The organism is Stenotrophomonas maltophilia group sp. LNF247 (assembly GCF_054083135.1).
In genome coordinates, this window is record NZ_JBSRQL010000011.1 from 77,876 (window position 1) to 96,604 (window position 18,729).

19 protein-coding genes are annotated in these 18,729 nt (G+C 67.9%); 7 read left to right on the forward strand and 12 right to left on the reverse strand.

The window, feature by feature from the left end:
• Window position 1: 1 nt before the first annotated feature.
• Window positions 2-883 carry a DUF4097 family beta strand repeat-containing protein gene (locus ACTXG9_RS12540; protein WP_019662136.1) on the forward strand — a complete coding sequence of 294 codons (882 nt, stop codon included), beginning with the start codon at window positions 2-4 and terminating at the stop codon, window positions 881-883.
• A 49-nt stretch (window positions 884-932) separates the two neighbouring features.
• On the opposite strand, the gene ACTXG9_RS12545 is transcribed toward ACTXG9_RS12540, so the two are convergent.
• The 3 genes from ACTXG9_RS12545 to ACTXG9_RS12555 form a co-directional block, all read right to left on the reverse strand.
• Window positions 933-1,115, reverse strand: coding sequence for a hypothetical protein (locus ACTXG9_RS12545; RefSeq protein ID WP_005410566.1), 183 nt, complete (start codon window positions 1,113-1,115; stop codon window positions 933-935).
• Between the two features lie 11 nt (window positions 1,116-1,126).
• The gene (locus tag ACTXG9_RS12550) at window positions 1,127-1,420 is read right to left on the reverse strand and encodes a YkgJ family cysteine cluster protein (protein ID WP_188250589.1); all 294 of its coding nucleotides are present in this window, start codon (window positions 1,418-1,420) and stop codon (window positions 1,127-1,129) included.
• A gap of 228 nt (window positions 1,421-1,648) precedes the next feature.
• The gene (locus tag ACTXG9_RS12555; protein ID WP_019662134.1) at window positions 1,649-3,010 is read right to left on the reverse strand and encodes an Hsp70 family protein; all 1,362 of its coding nucleotides are present in this window, start codon (window positions 3,008-3,010) and stop codon (window positions 1,649-1,651) included.
• Between the two features lie 181 nt (window positions 3,011-3,191).
• On the opposite strand from ACTXG9_RS12555, the gene ACTXG9_RS12560 reads away from it, so the two are divergent.
• The gene (locus tag ACTXG9_RS12560) at window positions 3,192-3,527 is read left to right on the forward strand and encodes a zinc ribbon domain-containing protein YjdM (protein ID WP_021204683.1); all 336 of its coding nucleotides are present in this window, start codon (window positions 3,192-3,194) and stop codon (window positions 3,525-3,527) included.
• 6 nt (window positions 3,528-3,533) lie between these two features.
• Here the strand turns inward: ACTXG9_RS12560 and ACTXG9_RS12565 are convergent, their stop codons facing one another.
• A complete protein-coding gene (locus ACTXG9_RS12565; RefSeq protein WP_111104622.1) occupies window positions 3,534-4,688 on the reverse strand; it encodes a transglutaminase-like domain-containing protein in 1,155 nt (384 codons plus the stop codon).
• A gap of 228 nt (window positions 4,689-4,916) precedes the next feature.
• On the opposite strand from ACTXG9_RS12565, the gene ACTXG9_RS12570 reads away from it, so the two are divergent.
• From ACTXG9_RS12570 to ACTXG9_RS12585, 4 genes are all read left to right on the forward strand, one after another.
• Window positions 4,917-5,519: an HD domain-containing protein gene (locus ACTXG9_RS12570; protein WP_021204685.1), complete on the forward strand. Its 603-nt coding sequence runs from the start codon at window positions 4,917-4,919 to the stop codon at window positions 5,517-5,519.
• A 49-nt stretch (window positions 5,520-5,568) separates the two neighbouring features.
• Complete coding sequence (locus ACTXG9_RS12575) at window positions 5,569-5,742, forward strand: oxidoreductase-like domain-containing protein (protein WP_080241960.1); 174 nt, start codon at window positions 5,569-5,571, stop codon at window positions 5,740-5,742.
• On the forward strand, window positions 5,739-6,356 hold the full coding sequence (locus ACTXG9_RS12580; RefSeq protein WP_111098028.1) for a DUF998 domain-containing protein: 618 nt from the start codon (window positions 5,739-5,741) through the stop codon (window positions 6,354-6,356). Before ACTXG9_RS12575 ends, ACTXG9_RS12580 begins: the two co-directional genes overlap by 4 nt.
• A gap of 78 nt (window positions 6,357-6,434) precedes the next feature.
• Window positions 6,435-7,781 (forward strand): AcvB/VirJ family lysyl-phosphatidylglycerol hydrolase, encoded by a 1,347-nt coding sequence (locus tag ACTXG9_RS12585; RefSeq protein WP_031270849.1) that lies wholly within the window; start codon window positions 6,435-6,437, stop codon window positions 7,779-7,781.
• 106 nt (window positions 7,782-7,887) lie between these two features.
• Here the strand turns inward: ACTXG9_RS12585 and mprF are convergent, their stop codons facing one another.
• Entirely contained in the window at window positions 7,888-10,452 is a 2,565-nt protein-coding gene (gene mprF / locus ACTXG9_RS12590) for a bifunctional lysylphosphatidylglycerol flippase/synthetase MprF (protein WP_021204688.1), read from the reverse strand.
• Window positions 10,453-10,644: 192 nt separating this feature from the next.
• On the opposite strand from mprF, the gene ACTXG9_RS12595 reads away from it, so the two are divergent.
• Window positions 10,645-10,992 (forward strand): RidA family protein, encoded by a 348-nt coding sequence (locus ACTXG9_RS12595; protein WP_019662128.1) that lies wholly within the window; start codon window positions 10,645-10,647, stop codon window positions 10,990-10,992.
• Window positions 10,993-11,144: 152 nt separating this feature from the next.
• Here ACTXG9_RS12595 and rnfB read toward each other — a convergent pair whose 3' ends face one another.
• The 7 genes from rnfB to ACTXG9_RS12630 form a co-directional block, all read right to left on the reverse strand.
• Window positions 11,145-11,558 carry an Rnf electron transport complex subunit RnfB gene (rnfB, locus tag ACTXG9_RS12600; RefSeq protein WP_111098026.1) on the reverse strand — a complete coding sequence of 138 codons (414 nt, stop codon included), beginning with the start codon at window positions 11,556-11,558 and terminating at the stop codon, window positions 11,145-11,147.
• A gap of 25 nt (window positions 11,559-11,583) precedes the next feature.
• On the reverse strand, window positions 11,584-12,174 hold the full coding sequence (locus tag ACTXG9_RS12605; protein ID WP_031270850.1) for an HAD family hydrolase: 591 nt from the start codon (window positions 12,172-12,174) through the stop codon (window positions 11,584-11,586).
• A gap of 75 nt (window positions 12,175-12,249) precedes the next feature.
• Entirely contained in the window at window positions 12,250-14,325 is a 2,076-nt protein-coding gene (metG, locus tag ACTXG9_RS12610; protein WP_021204691.1) for a methionine--tRNA ligase, read from the reverse strand.
• 102 nt (window positions 14,326-14,427) lie between these two features.
• Window positions 14,428-14,871, reverse strand: a complete 444-nt coding sequence (locus ACTXG9_RS12615; protein ID WP_005410552.1) for a DUF2147 domain-containing protein — start codon at window positions 14,869-14,871, stop codon at window positions 14,428-14,430.
• 378 nt (window positions 14,872-15,249) lie between these two features.
• Window positions 15,250-15,654 carry an SMU1112c/YaeR family gloxylase I-like metalloprotein gene (gene gloA2, locus ACTXG9_RS12620; RefSeq protein WP_111099026.1) on the reverse strand — a complete coding sequence of 135 codons (405 nt, stop codon included), beginning with the start codon at window positions 15,652-15,654 and terminating at the stop codon, window positions 15,250-15,252.
• Window positions 15,651-16,721, reverse strand: a complete 1,071-nt coding sequence (locus ACTXG9_RS12625) for a serine hydrolase domain-containing protein (protein WP_021204316.1) — start codon at window positions 16,719-16,721, stop codon at window positions 15,651-15,653. Before ACTXG9_RS12625 ends, gloA2 begins: the two co-directional genes overlap by 4 nt.
• Window positions 16,722-16,737: 16 nt before the next feature.
• A complete protein-coding gene (locus ACTXG9_RS12630) occupies window positions 16,738-18,678 on the reverse strand; it encodes a DUF885 domain-containing protein (protein ID WP_021204315.1) in 1,941 nt (646 codons plus the stop codon).
• Between the last annotated feature and the right edge of the window lie 51 nt (window positions 18,679-18,729).

Below are 18,729 nucleotides of genomic sequence, written 5' to 3' on the forward strand. Positions count from 1 at the left end.
CATGACCCGAACCCTGATTTCCTGCTGTGTCGCACTGCTGCTGTCCCCTGCCGTGGCGCTGGCCGACACCCGCATCGACGAGCGCCACACCTTGGCTGCGGGCGGTCGCATCGAACTGAGCAACGTGGCCGGCAAGGTGACCGTGCGTGGCTGGGACCGCAATGATGTGCAACTCACCGGCACGCTCAGCGATGGCCTGCAGCTGCGCCAGGAAAAGAGCGCCAACCGGGTGCGCTGGGAGATTGAATACCCGCGCCGCAGCAACAATGGTGGCGCGACGCTGGTGCTGAACGTGCCGCGCTCGGTGGAACTGCTGTTGAGCACGGTCAGCGCCAGCCAGGACATCAGTGGCATCGATGTGCGACGGCTGCAGGCCGACACCGTCAGCGGCAGCCTCAGCGCGGCTGGCCGCAGCGGCGACAGCAAACTCAACACGGTCAGTGGCAGTGTCAGCGCACGCCTGCAGACGCCGAAGCTGGACGTAAATACGGTCAGTGGCCGGATCGAGGCCGGCGGCGGCGTGTCCGGTGATATCGGTGCGCAGACGGTATCCGGCCGGGTTGCGGTGGAGGCCGGACGCGTGCAGCGGTTGGCGGTGGAGACCGTCTCGGGCAGCATCGATCTGGCAGCAGCCGGGTTGGCGCCCGGTGGCCGCATCAATGTCGAATCGGTCAGTGCCCCGGTCACGCTGAGCCTGCCGCGCACGGTGTCGGCACAGCTATCGGTGAACAGCTTCAGCGGCTCGATCAACAGCGATGCCGGGCAGGTGGAGCGGCCGCGCTATGGGCCGGGCAGCCATCTCGACACGCGTCTGGGCGGCGGTGATGGAGACATCCGCATCCAGTCGCACTCGGGCAGTGTGAGGGTACGCCTGGATCGCTGAGCGCGGTCCGGCAGGCCGCGGCGGCAGCGCCGCCGCGGTCGGTGCTGGGTCAGCTGGCTTTCTTCAGCGCCCAGGTGGTGCCGAGGACTTCGATCTTGCCACCGGCCTTGCGGAACGCTGCCAGGTCCGAAGCGATCGAATCGCTGCTGACCACGGTGCTGGCGGCCGCGCCCTTGCGTTCGCTGCGGATGCTGTTGCTGGCCTTCGCGGGGGTCTTTGCCTTGCGGGGCATGGTTGCTCCTGTCAGGTGGAAGGGGAGGAAAGCGACCAGGCATCAGCCTGGCGCAGGTAGTCCTGCCGCTCGCGGCGGCAGTCATCGCCGCCCATCGAAAACTGGCGGCAGATCGCCGGGCGCTGCGAATAGATCGTGCAGCGCAGGTGATAGGGATCGATCGCCGCGCACCAGCCTTCCTCGTTGCGCGCCATCACGGCACGGCCGTGGGAGTCGCGTGACAGGAACTGGCCAGGCACGTGGTCGCAGGGCTGCAGCAGCACGGGTAGCCGACAACAGACCGCGTCACAACGGCGGCAGTCGATGGGTGCAGGTGCTGCGTCAGGTTGTAAGGCCACAGGGGCCTGGCGGGTGCCCAAAGCGGGTCTCGATGGCGGCTCAGGTGCTGCGCGGACCATGAACGAGCCAGGAAGGCATGGCCGCTAGGCCCGCAGGCGGGCCAGGCTGCACCGTGGACACACACCGGCGTGGCCAGTGGAAGGTGCAGCGGGGTTCTAGCCGACCAAGAGTAACTTAGACCGCGTAACGTTTTGTTAATCCGGGCTGGCTGCCGCCAGTGCCAGGCCCTGGACCACGCCCAGCGAGGGCTCGCCGTGGACCATGCGGGCGCCCGGGAAGGCCTCGGCCACGGCCTGGCGCAGGTAGCCGGCGCGGGACATGCCGCCGGTCAGGAACACCGCATCCGGGTCGCCGCCAATGTCGCTGCGGACCTGGGCCAGCAGTTCCCGGATCTGTTCCAGGTAGCCGTGAGCGGCAGCGGCCAGGCCGGCGGCGCTGCTGTCGGCATGCAGGTCGCGGGCAATGTAGTCCAGCGTGCTGCGGTGCTCGCTGGCGGCACTGAGGGCGATCTTCGCGCGTTCCACATCGCGGTACAGGCGGGCGGTATTGCCGGTGTCCTGCAGGGCCTGCAGGCGCGCGCGCCACGGATCGTCGACGTGATCGTATTTGTGCTGGCGGAAGTCACGCTGGCGGGTCATGTCCTGCACCGTGGCCGCTTCCACGTAGTGGTGGGCGGGCACGCGGGTGATGCCGCGGCCGAACAGCGGCATGTAGCTGGACAGGCTCAGCGCCAGGTCGATGTCGGTACCGCCGCGGGCAATACCCCACGCGCGGTGGATGCGTGGCGCAGCATCGCCGCCGACTTCGGCATGCGCGATGTCGGTGGTACCGCCACCGATGTCGACGATCACCGCCTGGTGCCGCTCGCGGCTTTCGGCGTGGTAATGCATGGCCGCCGCGGCCGGTTCCTCGAGGAAATCGATCTGGTCGAAGCCGGCCTGGGTGGCGGCCTCGCGCAGGATGTCCAGCGCCTGGTCGTTGCCGGCCGCGCCGATCGAGCTGCGGAACTGCACCGGGCGGCCGAGCAGGGCGGCACGCAGCGGCTGGCCGAGCTGGGCGCTGGCAGTCAGGCGGATGTGCTCGAGGATGTGCGCGGCGATGCCGGTGATGGTCTGCTTGGCGCGCGGGTGCAGGTTGTAGCCGAGCATCGACTTCGGGCTCTGCACCAGGTTGCCTTCGTGTTCCTCGAAATAGGCTTCCAGCGCGTCATCGCCATAGACCGCGTTCTGCAGCAGGTCGCTGGCGCTGCGTTCCTTGCCGGCGCGCGCTTCCATCCACTCCCGTCGCAGTGCGCGCAGGGCTTCGCGGCGCAGTGCCTGTGGCGTGCGTTCCTGGCCGGCGGCGCGGGCCGCGCGCGCAGCGCTGTCGATCATCTGCTGCAGCTGGTGTTCCTGCCCATCATCGAGCTGGAAGTCATCCGGGTCGGGCACCACGCCGGGGAAGTACACGCTGGTGCGGAACTGTTCGGCGTCGCCGAAGCGGATCGGCAGCAGCTTTCCCTCATGCACGATGGCGGCGGCGGAGTTGCTGGTACCGAAGTCGATGCCGAGGCGCATGGGAAGTTCCGGGGTCGATCAGGGGCCGCGCACTCTGCTGTAGTTCGCCGCCGACTGCAAGTTCCGGGGGCGTGCCGTTGTGTGTCGGGCCAGGTGCGCAGCCCGGGGCCTGCCTGGAAAAGGGGCAGGGAAGCCAGGCGGTTACAATGGCGGCTGTTGATTCACTTTGAGGTACTTGCTGATGTCTTCTGCCCCCGCCTGCCCGCAGTGCACCCTGGAAAACACCTACGCCGATGGTGCGCTCTGGATCTGCGCCGACTGCGGCTTCGAATGGACCCCCGAAGAAAGCGCGGGCTCCACCCTGGTCGTGCGTGACAGCAACGGCAATACCCTGCAGGCCGGCGACACCGTCACCGTAATCAAGGACCTGAAAGTGAAGGGCTCCTCGATCCCGCTCAAGCAGGGCACCGTGATCCGCAACATCCGCCTGGTCGAAGATGATGCCGAGCACATCGAAGGCAACTCGGACAAGATCAAGGGCCTGGTCCTGAAGACCTGCTTCCTCAAGAAGGCCTGATCGCCTTCAGCGCCTGGCCTGCTGCTGCGCGCGCCAGCGGGCCAGGCTGTCCAGCTTGGCCTGGTAGCGCGCCTGCTCCGGCGCGCCCCCCAGTTCCCGTGCACGCAGCAGTTCACGATCGGCGCGCTTGAGCTGGCCAGCCAGGAAATAGGCGCGTGCCAGCCCGAAGTGGAACTGATGCGCGGTGTCGTACAGGCGCACGGCCTGCCGGTAATGGCGGATCGCCTCGTCCAGTTGGCCGGCGCGTTCGGCCTTGGCGCCGAACATGTACTGCGCGAACGGGTCTTCGCGCTGCACCGACTTCAGCCGGCGCTCAAGTGACTGCGCCTGTGCGGTCAAGCCCAGGCTGCGGAACAGCGCAGAGGCATTGGTCAGTGCGGCATCCTGGCGGCCGTCCAGCTGCAGCGATCGGTCCAGCGCCTGCCGCGCCGCCTCGGTGTTGCCTTCGCGGTGGGCGAGTACGCCGAGGTTGTTCCACACCGGAGCGAACCCGCTGTCCTGGCCCAGGGAAGCGTCGAAGAACGCACGCGCGCCGCCGAAGTCACCGTCGGCGAGGCGCTCCGCACCCCGGTTGTTGTAGAAATGCGCCAATGCCCGCGCACGGCTGACCGGAACCGGCCCACGGCGGTCATAGAGCACGTTGCGATCCAGATCGACGGTACCGAAACGCCCGCCGACGTCGACACCGGCGTTGACGTGGCCGACGCTGTAGACCACGCCCGCGTCCTGGTCCTGGTACCAGGACACTACCTGCCCCACTTCCTGCACGCGCGCCTGGATGCCCGCCTCCCGCGCAAGCGTCACGAACAGCAGGGTGAAGGCCAGGCAGTTGGCGCGGCGGTGCTGCCAGATATCGCTGACGGTGTAGGTCGCATTGGCGTCGTACTGCAGGTCCAGCCCGTGCTGGCCGAAGATCATCTCCACGAGCGCCTGCAACCGCTGGTCGCGGGAGTAGCTGCGCTGGATCACCTGCTTCTGGAGCATCGCACGCAGGTCTGCGGGAATGGCGAACACTTCTTCCGGGGTCGGCACGCGTACCGCTGACACGGTGATGGTCGGGGTCGTCACCACATCGGCGGGCGGTGCCTGGCCTGCGCCGAAGGCAGGAGCACAGAAGGCCAGCAGCGAAAGGGTGAGGCAATGGGCGGCAGAACGGTACATGACGGTTCCCGGCAGCGGCGGGCGCTCCCGCCTGTGGCGAGTGTATTCCCATGGATGTCAGGCTGCAGCGACCGTTGGTCGGCGCCGCGGTCATCCACAACCGATGTGGACCAGCGCTCGACAAAGCTGTGGACAACTGGCTCCGGGCCCCGCCCGGCAAGCGTTGTGAGTGCGTGGTGAAAAAACCGCCAGCTTGCCCGGCGCCGGCACAGGCGGGATGATCCGGGCATGGACTTCTCACCGCTGACGCTTGCCCCGGCGCAGTGGCAGGCGCTGCAGGACAGCTATGCAACGCCGCCACGGGCCTACCACCACTTCGGCCATGTACGCGCCGTGCTGCAGCACTGCCAGGAGGTGGCCGACGGCCCTGGCTGGACCCAGCCGGCCGAGATCTATCTGGCCGTGCTCTACCACGATGCGATCTACCACGCGGGGCGCAAGGACAACGAGGCCCGTTCGGCGCAGCTGGCCCTGCAGGCGATCGCACAGGCACCGGAGCTGGCCGCAGTGGATGCCGCACGCGTCGGGCAGTTGATCCTGCTGACCGCCCGCCATGGTGAGCTGGGTCCGCAGGATGTGGATGCCGAGGCGGCGCTGTTCCTGGACTGCGACATGGCGATCCTGGCCGCGCCGGAGCCGGTGTTTGCCGCCTATGACCGTGGCGTGGCCGACGAATACAAGGGCGTGGTGCCGGGCTTCCTGTACCGCGCCGGCCGCCGTCGGTTCCTGCAGGGCCTGCTGCGGGCGCCGCGGATTTTCCTCAGTGACTTCTTCCACCAACGGCTGGATGCGGCCGCTCGGGAGAACCTGCGCCGACAGCTGGCCCGCTGAGCCAGCCCGGTACACTGGGGCCTGCTTCCACTGATCGTCGCTTCCGACCGTGTCCGTCCCTGATCCCGATCCACGCCCGCTACCGCCGGAAGAACCCGGTCCCAACGAATGCTGCGGCAGCGGCTGCCCGCTGTGCGTGCTGGACCTGTACTCCGAGGAGCTGCAGCGTTACCGCAAGGCGTTGGCCGAATGGAAGACGCGGCATCCTGAGGACGCAGCATGAGCCGTGCGCGTCCGGTGGCGGTGCTGGCACTGGTGGCGCTGCTGCTGTTCGTGGCAACCGCGCTGTGGACCCAGGTTGCGCGCAGTGATCTGGACTGGGTGCGGGCGACGTTGAGCCTGTATCTGCACGGGCCGTGGGGGCTGGCGTTGCGCGCTGCCTACTGCGTGCTGGCGCTGGCCATTGCGGCACTCGGCGTTGCGCTGTATCGCGGCAGCATCGGCCCACGGCGCAGTGCGGCAGCACCGCTGTTGTTCACGGTTTCCGCCCTGGGCCTGGCGACGGTGGCGATCGGCGACAGTTGGCTGCCTGAAGCGACCCCGTTGCTGGCGCCGTTCATCCACGGGCTGGCAGCCAACACGGCGTTCCTGTGTGCCTGCGTCGGCATGCTGCTGCAGGCGTGGTACCTGCGCCGGGAACCGGGTTGGCAGCCCGCCGCTGACCTGCTCTGGGGCTGGGCATGGCTGGCCTTCGTGCTGCTGTGGCTGCACGTGCTGTGGCGCGCTGGGCCACCGCGCGGGCTCGGACAGAAAGTGGTGATCGCAGTGATCGTCGGCTGGCTTCTGTACCTGGCGACGGCCCTGTACCGTCGCAGCCGCCAGGCCGCGGCCGACTGAATCCCCAACGGCCTGCGCCGGTACGTGCCGTGCACGCGGCGGCGGCGTATCGTGTGCGCATTCCATCGGGGATGCGACATGAAGCGTGCAGGGCTGGGCAGGGCAATGGGTGTGGTATTGGCGCTGGCCACGCTGCCGGCAACGGCGGCGGTGACCCCGCAGCAGTTCAGCCATGGGCGGTTCGAGCAGATTCCGGTGCACATGCCGGCCGGCACGCCGCAACGGGTGGTGATCTGGTTCCACGAACCCACTGCCGGCGGTGACACCAGCCGCCTGCCGATCGAGGCCCTGCGTGCCGACGGCGCGCTGGTGGCGGCAGTGGACATTGCGCATCTGCGCGGTGTGCTCAAGCGCGAGGGTGACCCGACCTGTTCGTTCGGTTCCGGTGACGTCGAGAATTTCTCGCGCTGGCTGCAGGCCTCGCTGCATCTGCCCGGCTACCACCTGCCGCTGGTCGGCGGTGATGGCGAAGGTGCCGAAATGGCCTACGCGCTGGCAGCGCAGGCCGACACCCAGGTTTTCGCCGGTGTGCTGACCACCGGCTTCTGCCCGGACCACAGCCACCAGCGCATGGTCTGCGGCGATGGCGTGAAGCGCGACAGGCTGCAGCCGGCCGAACTGAATTTTCCGTGGTTGAGTGCGGCAGGTGACAACGGCTGCAGGGCGGGCCAGGCCAGCCGGTTCGTACAGCAGGTGGCCATGGCGCGTGAGTTCAAGCGCACTGCGCGCGGTGATGCATCACCGGGCCTGGTGGCGGCGGCGCGGGTGATTGGCGCGCAGGCCGGCGTCAGCCTGGCACCGCCGCCTGCTGCACTGAAGGGCCTGCCGGTGGTGGAAATGCCAGCGGCCACCAGCGGCGATACGCTGGCGGTGTTCGTCTCCGGTGACGGTGGCTGGGCGGGCCTGGACAAGAACGTGGCGTCGTCACTCAACGCGCATGGCGTGGCGGTGGTGGGCATCGACTCGCTGCGCTACTTCTGGAGCCAGCGCACACCGAAGGGCTTTGCCGGCGACCTGCAGAAGATCATCGACCACTACCGCCAGCAGTGGCACCGAGACAAGGTGATGCTGATTGGTTTCTCGCAGGGTGCCGATGTGTTGCCTGCCACCATCAACCAGCTCGATGCCGGTACCCGTGAGGGGCTGGAGCGCATCGTGCTGCTATCGGTGGGCAGGAAGGCCGACTTCGAATTCCATGTCAGCAACTGGCTGGGCGGTGGCGGCGATGGCTTGCCGATCGCCCCGGAAGTGGCCAGGCTGCCGGCAGAAAAAACGCTGTGCGTGTTCGGCGACAAGGATGAGGACGCATTGTGCCCGGACCTGCCGGCCAATGACGGGGTGAGGAAGGTGAAGCTGCCGGGTGATCACCATTTCGGGGGGGACTACGATCGCTTGGCCGAAGTGATCCTCAAGGGCGGTATGTAGCGCTTGGCAGGCGCCGACCTTGGTCGGCGCTGGGGTTGCATGTCGACCAAGGTCGACACCTACCGAGCAGCGGGTAGCGTCGAGCCATGCCCGACGCATCGCGGCTTCAGTTCCGCCGCGGATCCAGCGAGATCAGGCGCGTGGCATCCAGCAGCGCGGCCGGCAGATGCATGCCGCCGGGCGCCGCGAGATAGCGTGGCCGCCACTGCGGATCGAACTTCGACTTGAAGCGGCGCAGGCCACTGAAGCCATAGAAGCGTTCGCCATGCCGCGCCAGCAGGCCGGCCAGGCGGTTCCAGCGACCGGCCAGCCGATGCTGGGCCAGCCCGGACAACGGCGCCATGCCCAGCGAGAACCGCGCATAGCCCTGCGCGCGGCCCCACAGGAACAATTCGATGAAGAGAAAGTCCATCGTCCCCTTCGGCGCTTCGTTGACGTGGCGCATCAGGTCCACCGACAGCTCGGCACCGGCCGGTGCCTGCCACAGGTTGGCGAATGCCACGATCTGGCCCTCGGCTTCGACCAGTGCCACCGGGAAGCGCACCAGGTAATCCGGGTCGTAGCTGCCCAGCGAAAAGCCCTTCTCATCGCCGGCCTTGTCCTCCAGCCATGCGTTGGAGATCGCATGCAGACGTGGCAGCAGGCCGGGAACCTCCTCCTCCGGTGCCACGCGGAACGACAGGCCGCCGCGCCTGCCGCGGTTCCAGGCTTGGCGCAGATCGGCGCGTTCGCGGCCTTCCAGCCCGAAATCGTGCAGCGGCACGATCGCTTCCTCGCCCAGCTTGACCAGGCCCAGGCCGAGGTCGAGATAGGTCTGCCAGTAGGTCTCGCCCACCTGGTAGAACACCGGGCGCAGGCCGAGCCGGTCGGCTTCTTCGCGGAAGCGCCAGATGAGTGCACGGGCCACGTCCGGCGGGCCGACCGGATCACCCATCGCGATCAGCGAACCGCCATAGCGCTGCATCATCACGAAGCCCTGTTTCGCATCATCGCGCAGCACCGCCTTGTCGGCGGTCAGTACCAGGCAGGCCTGGGTATCGGTGGCCCCGGCCAGCACCGGTGCCAGCGACTGCAACGTGGCCTCGTCAGCGGCCGGCAGCGGGCTGCGCGTACTGTGCAGCAGGCGGGCCAGGCCGAACATCACCAGCGCGATCGCCACCACCAGCAACGCACGCAGCGCGCGCGGTGCGTTGCCGGACAACGCGAACTGCCACCACAGCTCGTTCTGGTATTCGACATGGCTGTAGGTGAAGAACAGCAGCCAGGTGACGGCGACCAGCACCAGACCCAGATTGCGCAGCCACGGCCACGACCAGGCTTCATCCAGCAGCGCGCCCTGGCGGTAGAACTCGCGGCGTGCAGCCCACAAGGCCATCGCCACCAGCACCGCCGAGACGGCGATCAATGGTTGCCCGCCGCGCAGCCACAGCGGCAACGGGGTGACAACGCACACCGCCATCGCCAGCATCCACGCGGCGTGGCTGCGCCGGGCCAGGCCCTGGCCGATCAGCAGCAGCGCGACGCCACTGAGGCTGCCGATCAGGTGTGAGGTTTCCAAAATCGGCAGCGAGGCGTTCACCAGGTGACGGCGTGGCGTCGGCAGCGTGCCGTCGATGACCAGCGCGGCGCCGATGCTGAACACCGCCAGCGCGATGATCTGCGGCAGCCACGGGCGCAGCGCGTTCCAGCCGGCACGGGTTGCCCCTGCGCTGGCCTGCAGCGGCTGACGCAGGGCCGGCGCAAGGGCGAGCAGGGTGGCCAGCACCAGCGGCAGCACGTAGTAGGTGACGCGGTAGATCAGTGCTGCCGCCAGCACCGCTGCCGGTGCCACCTGCGGCAACAGCTTCAGCAGGCTCCACTCGAACACACCCAGGCCTGCGGGCACGGTGGAGACCAGGCCGGCCAGCACTGCCACCAGGTAGAGGCCGACGAAGCCCGGCAGGCCGGTTGGCGTGGAGTCCGGCAGCAGCACGTAGAACGCGGCACTGGCCAGCACCAGCTCGACGACGCTGAGTACGGTGACACCGATCATGGTGCGGCGATCGGGCAGCCACAAGGCGTGACCGAGCACACTGAACTGCCGTCCGTCGCGGCCGACCAGCAGCACGGTGCCGAGATAGGCGAGCAGGGCAACGATGCCGACGATGCGCACGGCATCGGGATTCAATGGCAATGCCAACGCTGCCGCGGCGGGTTCCATGCATAGGGCCACGCTGATCAACAGCCATGCACCGAATACGAAACCGAGCGTGCTCATCAGCACCACCTGGCCGATCTGCGCCAGATCCAGGCCGGCGCCGCGGTAGCCGCGCAGGCGCACCGCGCCACCGGTCAACGCGGCAAAGCCCACGGTCTGGCCCAACGTGTGCGCAAGGAACGCGGTGATGCCGACGCGCGCGGGGTGCACGCGGATGCCGCTGCGACGCAGGCCGATGGCATCGAAGCCGATCAGGCAGGCGTAACTGGCCAGGCCGAGTACCACGGTGAGCGCGATCTGCGTGCCGCTGAGCTGCCGGAACGCCTGGCGGATCGCACGATAGCCGTGCTCGTCGAACTCATTGGCCAGGCCGTGCAGGGCCAGGGCGAGGATCAGCAGCGGGATGACGATGGTGGCAACCCGCTTCCAGGTTGGCGTGGAAGGGGCAGTGGTGGAATCGACGGGGGCGGTCATCGGCGCAAGGGTGCGGCAGGAGGGGCGAGGGCGGTGTCAACGCGGGCGTGGCGCATCGTGCGCCTGTCATCGTCATTTGACCAGTGGGACCGTCGGAGCCCGGTAATGACGTATCGCGGAGGGCACCCGTGCACCCACCGTCGACCGGTTTGGAGGACAATGCAGGCCTGATCAACCGCAGGAGCCACGCCCATGATGGAGCGTTACGACGTCGGACCGCGCATGTCCGAAATGACCGTATACAACAAGGTCGCCTACCTCTCCGGCCAGATTCCGGAGGACACCAGCCAGGACATCACCGGCCAGACCCGGCAGGTGCTGGCGGAGATCGACAAGCTGCTGGCGCTGGTCGCCAGTGACCGCCAGCACGTGCTGCGTGCGGAGATCTTCCTGGCCGACATGGCCGACTTCGACGGCATGAACAAGGCATGGGACGAATGGGTGGTTGAAGGCGCGACCCCGGCACGTGCCACGGTCGAGGCCAAGCTGGCCCACGCCGACTGGAAGGTCGAGATCGTGGTGACGGCGGCAGTACCGTAACGGCAGGCAAGGTCACCTCCCACCAGGGAGGGGGTAGAGTCGACTGTTGGCCGACTATCGCACGCAGCGCGCGGTTTTGCGCCGCCGGAACGAAGAGCAGTCGACTAGCAGTCGACTCTACCCCGCCGCTCCACTGCCGGTTGGTCCGGTGGCTACGCTGGCACCAGCTCGATGCAGTCCACCGGGCATGGCGGGATGCACAGCTCGCAGCCGGTGCACAGGTCGGCGATGACCGTGTGCATGTACTTGGCGCCACCGACGATGGCATCCACCGGGCAGGCCTGGATGCATTTGGTACAGCCGATGCAGTCGGCTTCGACGATCACTGCCACCTGCGGTGCCTTGTGCTCGCCGCGCGAACGATCGAACGGAATCGCCGGTACGCCCAGCACCTGCGCCAGCGCACGCGCACCGGCATCTCCGCCCGGCGGGCAGCGGTCCACGCCCGCGTCGCCGCGCGCCATGGCCTGAGCATACGGGCGGCAGCCGTCGTAGCCGCATTGCCCGCATTGGGTCTGCGGCAGCAGGCGGTCGAGGCGTTCGGTCAGGGGCGGAATCAGGCTCATGCGTGGCGAAGGCTGCGCGTCAAGTTCACTTCAAGGGTTTCCCACGGAACCAGCGCTCGTGGGCCAGCGCCAGCATCGGCCTGTCTTCGGCACTGTCACCGTAGGCATGGATGCGCACGTAGCGCGACAGATCGAACCGGCGTCGAATGTGCTCGGCCTTGCGCGGGCCGCAGTCGCCGCCGACGTAACGGCCGGTCAGGCGTCCGTCCCGGCTCTCCAACCGGTTGCAGATCAGCTGCAGGCCCAGCTGCTCGCACCATGGCTGCAGGTACAGGTCCAGCGAACCGGACACGATCACCACGGTGTGCTGCTGTTCCTTGTGCCAGCGGATCTGCTCCAGCATTTCCGGGCGTACCACGTCGGGCAGGAACTCACGCGAGAAGCCGGCCGCCAGCGTGGCGATGTCATCGCTGTGGCGGTCACTGAAGGTCAAACGGGTGACGCGTGCGCGGATGCGTTCGGCCGAGATCAGTTTCAGCCTGTACGCAGCCAGCCACGGGCCGACCTTCCACCACGCCTGCGCCAGCTGTTCGGCGGTGGCCACGCGGCGCAGGAAGCGGCCATAGGTATCGCAGGTGGTCACGGTGTGGTCGAAGTCGAACAGCGCCAGTTCCATTCCGTTGCCTCCCATCGCGTGCCCCGTGGCCGGTGCTGCCGGCGGGCGCGGCGGTGGCCGCGCCCGCTGCAGGCATCAGCGCACCGGCATGCCCGGCTGCGCGCCGCTGTCGGCGTCCAGCAGCGCCAGCGCGCCACCGTCGAAACCGGCCGACAGGATCATGCCTTCGCTCAGGCCGAAGCGCATCTTGCGCGGGGCCAGGTTGGCGATGAACACCACGTTGCGGCCCACCAGCTGCTCCGGCTCGCCGTAGCTGCCACGAATGCCGGAGAAGATCTGGCGCTTGCCCAGTTCACCTGCGTCCAGTTCGAAGCGCAGCAGCTTGTCCGAGCCTTCCACGAACTCGCACACCAGCACCTTGCCGATACGCAGGTCGAGCTTGGCGAAATCGTCGATGCCGATGTAGGCCGGAGCATCGGCGCTCTTTGCTTCGTCCTTGGCCGGGGCGGCCGGCTTGACCGCTTCGGTCCTGGCGGCGGGGGCGGCGGCAGCGGCCGGCTGCAGGGTGTCCTTGGAGGCGTCGATCATGGCGTCAATCTTCTTCGGGTCGATACGGGTGAACAGCGGGGTGTAGTCGGCGATGCGGTGATCCAGCAGCGGCTGCGCCAGCTCGGTCCAGTCGTTCACCGGCGCGGCCAGGAAGGCCTCGGCCTGCGCGGCGGTGGCCGGCAGCACCGGCTTCAGTGCGGTGACCAGCACGCGGAACAGGTTCAGGCCCTGGCTGCACACGGCCTGCAGCTGCGCGTCGGCGCCTTCCTGCTTGGCGATGACCCATGGCTTGACGTCATCGATGTAGCGGTTGGCTTCGTCGGCCAGGGCCATGGTCAGGCGGATCGCCGCAGCCGGGTCGTTGCGCTCGTAGGCTTCACGGATCGGTGCCAGGCCGTCGACGAAGCGCTGGTACTGCGCGGCATCAGGCAGCTGCGCGGCCAGCTGGCCTTCGAAGCGCTTGCTGATGAAGCCGGCGCAGCGGCTGGCCAGGTTGACGAACTTGCCCACCAGGTCGGCGTTGACGCGGGCGATGAAGTCACCCAGGTTCAGGTCGAGATCGTCGACGCCACCGCTGGACTTGGCGGCGTAGTAGTAGCGCAGTGCCTCCGGTTCCAGGCCCGCGTCGAGGAAGGTACGGGCCATCACGAAGGTGCCGCGCGACTTGCTCATCTTGGCGCCGTCCACGGTCAGGTAGCCGTTCACGTGCAGGCGCGTCGGCGCACGATGGCCGGTGCCATGCAGCACGGCCGGCCAGAACAGGCCGTGGAAATTGACGATGTCCTTGCCGATGAAATGGTGCAGCTCGGTGGCGGTGCCGGCGCGCAGGTGCGCGTCGAAGTCCTCGCCGATCCTGCCGCACAGGGTCTGGAAGCTGGACAGGTAGCCGATCGGCGCGTCCAGCCAGACGTAGAAGTACTTGCCCGGCTGGCCGGGAATCTGGAATCCGAAATACGGTGCATCGCGCGAGATGTCCCACGCGCGCAGGCCACCTTCGGCATTGAGCCACTCACCGAGCTTGGCCTTCACCCCCGGCAGGGCGACGTCGCCGGCCAGCCATTCGCGCAGGAACGCATCGAAGTGGCCCACCTCGAAGAAGAAGTGTTCCGAATCGCGCATTTCCGGCGTGGCACCGGAGATGACCGAACGCGGCTCCTTCAGGTCGGTCGGCGCATAGGTGGCGCCGCACACTTCGCAGTTGTCGCCGTACTGGTCGGGGCTGCCGCAGTTCGGGCAGATGCCCTTGACGTAGCGATCGGGCAGGAACATGCCCTTGGCCGGGTCGTAGAACTGCGCCACCGAACGGCGGCTGATGTGGCCGGCTGCCTCCAGCTTCAGGTAGAACTGCTCGGTCAGCGCCTTGTTGGCCGCCGAGTTGGTGGAGTCGTAGTGGTCGAAGGCGACGCCGAAGGCGGCGAAGTCACGTTCGTGACTGGCCTGGATGTTGGCAATGAAGGTTTCCGGGGTGACCCCGGCCTTTTCCGCGGCCAGCATGATCGGCGTGCCGTGGGTGTCGTCGGCGCACACGAACCAGGCCCTGCCGCCGCTCATTCGCCGCGCACGCACCCAGATGTCGGCCTGGATGTAGCCGACCAGGTGGCCCAGGTGCAGCGGGCCGTTGGCGTAGGGCAGAGCGGTGGTGACGAGCGCGGTACGGGTCATGGTCGCGGGGTGAAGCCGAGGGGAACCGCAGAGTATCGCATGCCCGCAACGAGGTGACCCGGCCGGGGCCGGGTCACGGGGTTCAAGCGGGGGCCAAGGCGCTTATTCGCGCTGCCAGGTCTGCGCGCGGCAGATGAAGGCGATGCAGCCGGACACGTCCAGCCGGGTGCCGCCGGGCTGCAGTTCCATCTTCGACTTGTAGGTCTTGCCATTGGCCGGATCGAGGATGGTGCCGCCGGACCACTTGTTGGCGCCGTCGGCCTTCAGGTTCCAGAGGATGGTCATGCCCTTCACCGGCTTGTTCCTGTTGGCGCCTTCACAGCCGTCACAGACCGGGTTCGGGCCCTTGTCCGAGTGCAGGATGTCGACCACCTTGCCGGTCAGGGTGCCGTTGGCGGCCTGGGTGATCTCGACGATCGACTTCACCTTGCCGGTCTTGTCGTCGATGGTCTTCCAGCGGCCTGCGGCGCCATCGGCGGCCTGCGCCGAGAGCGCGGCCAGGCACAGCGGCAGTGCCAGCAGCAGGGTCTTGAAGGTCTTGCGCATGGTCCCCTCCCAGGGTTCATTCCGGCACGGTGCCGGCATGGGTCGACTGTATACCCATTCGGCGGGGTATGGGGAAGGGGGGCTTTGCAGGGCTGCGCCCTGCACCCGCAGAGGCAACGGCAACAGCCGAAGCAAGCGCAACAGCGAGCTATCCGTGGGATGGCGGGGCGGTGTGGGTGGGCAGGACACGCCGTAAACCCATCCATGGGGGCTCGATGGCGCCATCCATGGCGCCAACGGTCCTGCCCATCCACACCGCCCCACCTCTGACAGATTCCTGCGATCTGCCGGAATGGAACGGCCTGCTCTTGGTGGGTGTCGACCTTGGTCGACACGTAGATCCATGCCATGCATGGATGAATCACGATTGAAAAACGCTCAACCGACTTCGTACAGCTCCAGCGGCAGGCCATCCGGATCGGCGAAGAAGGTGAAGCGGCGGCCGGTGTATTCGTCCACGCGGATCGGTTCGCAGGCGACGCCATGCGCGGCCAGGCGCTGGATGAAGGGTTCCAGTGCAGCCACCCGGAACGCGAGGTGGCGCAGGCCCTGGGCTTCGGGGCGGCTGGGGCGCGGTGGTGGTGAGGGGAAGGAGAACAGCTCCAGCTGGCCGCCGTCGGGCAGGGCCAGGTCCAGTTTCCAGGAATCGCGCGCAGCGCGGTGGTTCTCGGCCAGCACGCGCAGGCCGAGGATGCGCACGTAGAAGTCCTTCGAGCGTGCGTAGTCGCTGCAGATCAGTGCGGCGTGGTGGATGCCCAGCAGGGCGTCGGAACCGGTGTTCATTGCAGAGTGTCCAGCCAGCGCTGGGCGATCTTCTGCGCCAGCGGGTACGGTTCGGGATCGTTGCGGTTGGTCAGCACGATCACGGTCAGGTGCTTTTCCGGGTGGCGCACGATCACGTTGCGGAAGCCGATGCTCTCGCCGCTGTGCCATTGCACCGGGCCGTTCAGGCGCCAGCCGAAACCGTAATGCGGCACGTCCGGTTCCGATGTGGCCGTGGCCGGGCTGAACATCGCGCGGCGCGAAGCCTTCGACAGCAGCCGGTCGTCATACAGCGCGGCGTCCCAGCGGGCGAGATCGTCCAGCGAGGAATAGATGCCGCCATCGCCGAGCACGGCGCTGGTGGTGCTCTGGTCGGTGCGCTGCCAGCGGCCGTCGATCCGGCTGTAGCCATAGGCGCGCGCGGCGACCGTGTCCACGCCGTCCTGGTGGGCCACGGTATGCGCCATGCCAAGCGGGCGGAAGATGCGTTGCTGCAGGAAGGTGGCGAAATCCTGGCCGGACGCGCGGCCGACGATCAGGGCCAGCAGCGCGTAGCCGCTGTTGCTGTAGCGGTACTGCGTGCCGGGTGCGAAATTCAGGCGGTCCTCGCGCGACAGCAGGGTCAGCACGTCGGCGTCATGCACCTGCCGCGTGTCAGCCGGGTCCATCAGGTCTTCGTAATCGAGCAGGCCGCTGGTGTGCGAGAGCAGTTGGCGGATCGTGATGGCCGCTGCAGCCGGCGGCAGTTCGGGCAGCCACTGTCGTGCAGGCTGATTCAACCCCAGCCGTCCATCCTCCACCAGCAGCAGCACCGCCGCAGCGGTGAACTGCTTGCTGACCGAGGCCAGCCGGAAGTTGCTGGCGGCAGTGACCGCAGTACCGTCCTCCACCACTGCCAGGCCGTAGCCACGGCGGAACACCGGCTGCCCGTCATGCAGCACCAGCACGGCGGCGCCGGGCACCCGGCCATCGTAGGCCTGCATCAGGCCGTCGATGCCCGCATCCGGTGGGGTCAGCACCGGCGCGGCGGAGCCCGCCACTGGCAGCAGGCCCAGCACGACGGCGAACAGGGCGACGGCAGGGCGCATGGCGGCTCCGGAGGGGTCAGGGTGAAGGGGCTGGTGTGGCGCTGGCGGGCTGCGCCATCCAGCGTTCCATCTTGCGGCCCAGCACGTCCAGCGGCATGGAGCCGTCCTTCAGCAGTTCGGCGTGGAAACGGCGCAGGTCAAAGGCGGCGCCCTGGCGTTCCTTGGCCTTGTCGCGCAGAGCGACGATGGTGGTCAGGCCCGCCACGTTGGACAGCGCCTGGCCGGGCTGGGCCATGATCCGCTCGACTTCGGCGTTGGCGTCGTCGCTGCTCATGTCCACGGTCTTCTGCAGGTAGGTGACGGCCTGCTGCTTGCTCCAGCCCTGTGCGTTCACGCCGGTGTCGGCCACCACGCGGGCGGCGCGCAGCAGGCGCGAATACAGGTAGCCGATGCGGTCGTAGGGATCGGTGTAGATGCCCAGGTTCTCACCCAGCGTTTCGGCATACAGGCCCCAGCCTTCGACGAAGGCGAGATCGCCACCGAGGCGGCGGAAGCGTGGCAGCTTGGCCAGTTCCTGCTGCAGGCCCAGCTGCACGTGGTGGCCGGGAATCGCTTCATGCAGGTACTGCACCGGCACGTTCCAGCGCTTGCGGGTGGGCAGGTCGCGGGTGTTCACGTACAACACGGCCGGTTGTCCGGCCGCGGACGGCTGATAGGCCGCTGCCGCGGCGGTGAGCGCACGCTCCGGTTCCACCGCACGGACGTCCAGTGCGGACTTTGGCAGCGTATCGAGCACCTGCGGCAGGCGTGCGTTGACCTGCTGCTGCACCTGGCGGTAACGGTTGATCAATGCGTTGGCGTCACCGTACTGGAACTGGCGGTCGTTGCGCATGCTGCGCAGCAGCTTGGTCGGCGTGCCGCGCAGCTTGGCATCCTTCATCACGGTGGCAATCTGCGCCTGCAGCTCCTGCACGCGTTGCTCGCCCAGCGCGTGCAGTTGCGCGGCGTTCTGGTCGCTGGCGGTGGTCTGCACGATCAGGCTGGCGTACCAGGCCTGGCCATCGGGCAGCGCGCCCAGGCCGCTGCTGGTGCGCGTGGCCGGCAGGTATTCGGTGGCGATGAAGCCGCGCAGGGCGCGGTAGGCCGGCATGATGCGCAGCTCGATCATGCGCTTGTACTCGGCGCTGATGCGCGCCTTGTCCTCCGCCCCGATGGTGTTGGGCATGGTGCGGATCGGCGACCAGAAGATGCTCTCTTCGGCAGTCGGCTTGATCACCGCATCCAGCTGCGGCAGCACCTTCTCCATCAGGTCGCGGGGCTGCACCACGCCGGCCCTCATGCCCTGGCGCATGTTGTCGATGGCCTGGTCGAACAGCTCGGGAATGCCCAGCGAGCGGCGCGACCAGGTGTCGTAGTCCTGCACGGTGTTGAACGGCTGCGCGCCGGCACCTGAGCCGAGGATCGCCATGATGCTGCCGATGTTGTAGTACTGGCTGATCGGCATCATCCAGCTCGGGTAACGCTCGGCGGCCAGCGATGCGCGCGCGTCGCGCACGAAGATCTCGTAGCTGAGCAGGTCCTGGCCCTGCAGGCCGTCGCTGCCGAGTTTTTCGACCTTGCCCAGCCACTGCGTGGTGAAGTCGTGCGATTGCTGGCGCCAGGCGGCGGACAGGATGTTGGGCAGCTGGTCGTTGTAGCGGGCCTCGCCCTGGAAGGTTGCCTGCAGCGGATTCAACCGCATCGAGGCATCCCAGTATTCGTCGTACAGGCGCTCCAGCTGCACCTGCTTGGGCACGGCCCGGGCCGCTGCGACCGGACGCGGCGCGGCGCGGCGCGCCGAACTGCCACGGGCCGGCGCGGTGGCGCGGGCGGGCCGGGCCTTGGGCTTGGCGGCCTGGCGGGTCTGCGCGGCGGCAGGGCGGCTGGCCTTCTTCTTCGCTGCTTCGGCCGACGGCACGGCGCTGAACAGGAACAACGCGGCGATGGCGGCGGCCAGGGCGCGGGTGGGATGCGGCATCAGGAGCTTCCGTGGAACACAGACCGTGGAGCTTGCACGATCCGGCCGCGT

Excerpts from the sequence above, each read along its gene's own strand:
- ACTXG9_RS12540 (WP_019662136.1), top strand. The coding sequence starts at position 2 with ATGACCCGAACCCTGATTTCCTGCTGTGTCGCACTGCTGCTGTCCCCT.
- ACTXG9_RS12545 (WP_005410566.1), bottom strand. The coding sequence starts at position 1,115 with ATGCCCCGCAAGGCAAAGACCCCCGCGAAGGCCAGCAACAGCATCCGC.
- ACTXG9_RS12555 (WP_019662134.1), bottom strand. The coding sequence starts at position 3,010 with ATGCGCCTCGGCATCGACTTCGGTACCAGCAACTCCGCCGCCGCCATC.
- ACTXG9_RS12560 (WP_021204683.1), top strand. The coding sequence starts at position 3,192 with ATGTCTTCTGCCCCCGCCTGCCCGCAGTGCACCCTGGAAAACACCTAC.
- ACTXG9_RS12565 (WP_111104622.1), bottom strand. The coding sequence starts at position 4,688 with ATGTACCGTTCTGCCGCCCATTGCCTCACCCTTTCGCTGCTGGCCTTC.
- ACTXG9_RS12570 (WP_021204685.1), top strand. The coding sequence starts at position 4,917 with ATGGACTTCTCACCGCTGACGCTTGCCCCGGCGCAGTGGCAGGCGCTG.
- ACTXG9_RS12580 (WP_111098028.1), top strand. The coding sequence starts at position 5,739 with ATGAGCCGTGCGCGTCCGGTGGCGGTGCTGGCACTGGTGGCGCTGCTG.
- ACTXG9_RS12585 (WP_031270849.1), top strand. The coding sequence starts at position 6,435 with ATGAAGCGTGCAGGGCTGGGCAGGGCAATGGGTGTGGTATTGGCGCTG.
- mprF (WP_021204688.1), bottom strand. The coding sequence starts at position 10,452 with ATGACCGCCCCCGTCGATTCCACCACTGCCCCTTCCACGCCAACCTGG.
- ACTXG9_RS12595 (WP_019662128.1), top strand. The coding sequence starts at position 10,645 with ATGATGGAGCGTTACGACGTCGGACCGCGCATGTCCGAAATGACCGTA.
- rnfB (WP_111098026.1), bottom strand. The coding sequence starts at position 11,558 with ATGAGCCTGATTCCGCCCCTGACCGAACGCCTCGACCGCCTGCTGCCG.
- ACTXG9_RS12605 (WP_031270850.1), bottom strand. The coding sequence starts at position 12,174 with ATGGAACTGGCGCTGTTCGACTTCGACCACACCGTGACCACCTGCGAT.
- metG (WP_021204691.1), bottom strand. The coding sequence starts at position 14,325 with ATGACCCGTACCGCGCTCGTCACCACCGCTCTGCCCTACGCCAACGGC.
- ACTXG9_RS12615 (WP_005410552.1), bottom strand. The coding sequence starts at position 14,871 with ATGCGCAAGACCTTCAAGACCCTGCTGCTGGCACTGCCGCTGTGCCTG.
- gloA2 (WP_111099026.1), bottom strand. The coding sequence starts at position 15,654 with ATGAACACCGGTTCCGACGCCCTGCTGGGCATCCACCACGCCGCACTG.
- ACTXG9_RS12625 (WP_021204316.1), bottom strand. The coding sequence starts at position 16,721 with ATGCGCCCTGCCGTCGCCCTGTTCGCCGTCGTGCTGGGCCTGCTGCCA.
- ACTXG9_RS12630 (WP_021204315.1), bottom strand. The coding sequence starts at position 18,678 with ATGCCGCATCCCACCCGCGCCCTGGCCGCCGCCATCGCCGCGTTGTTC.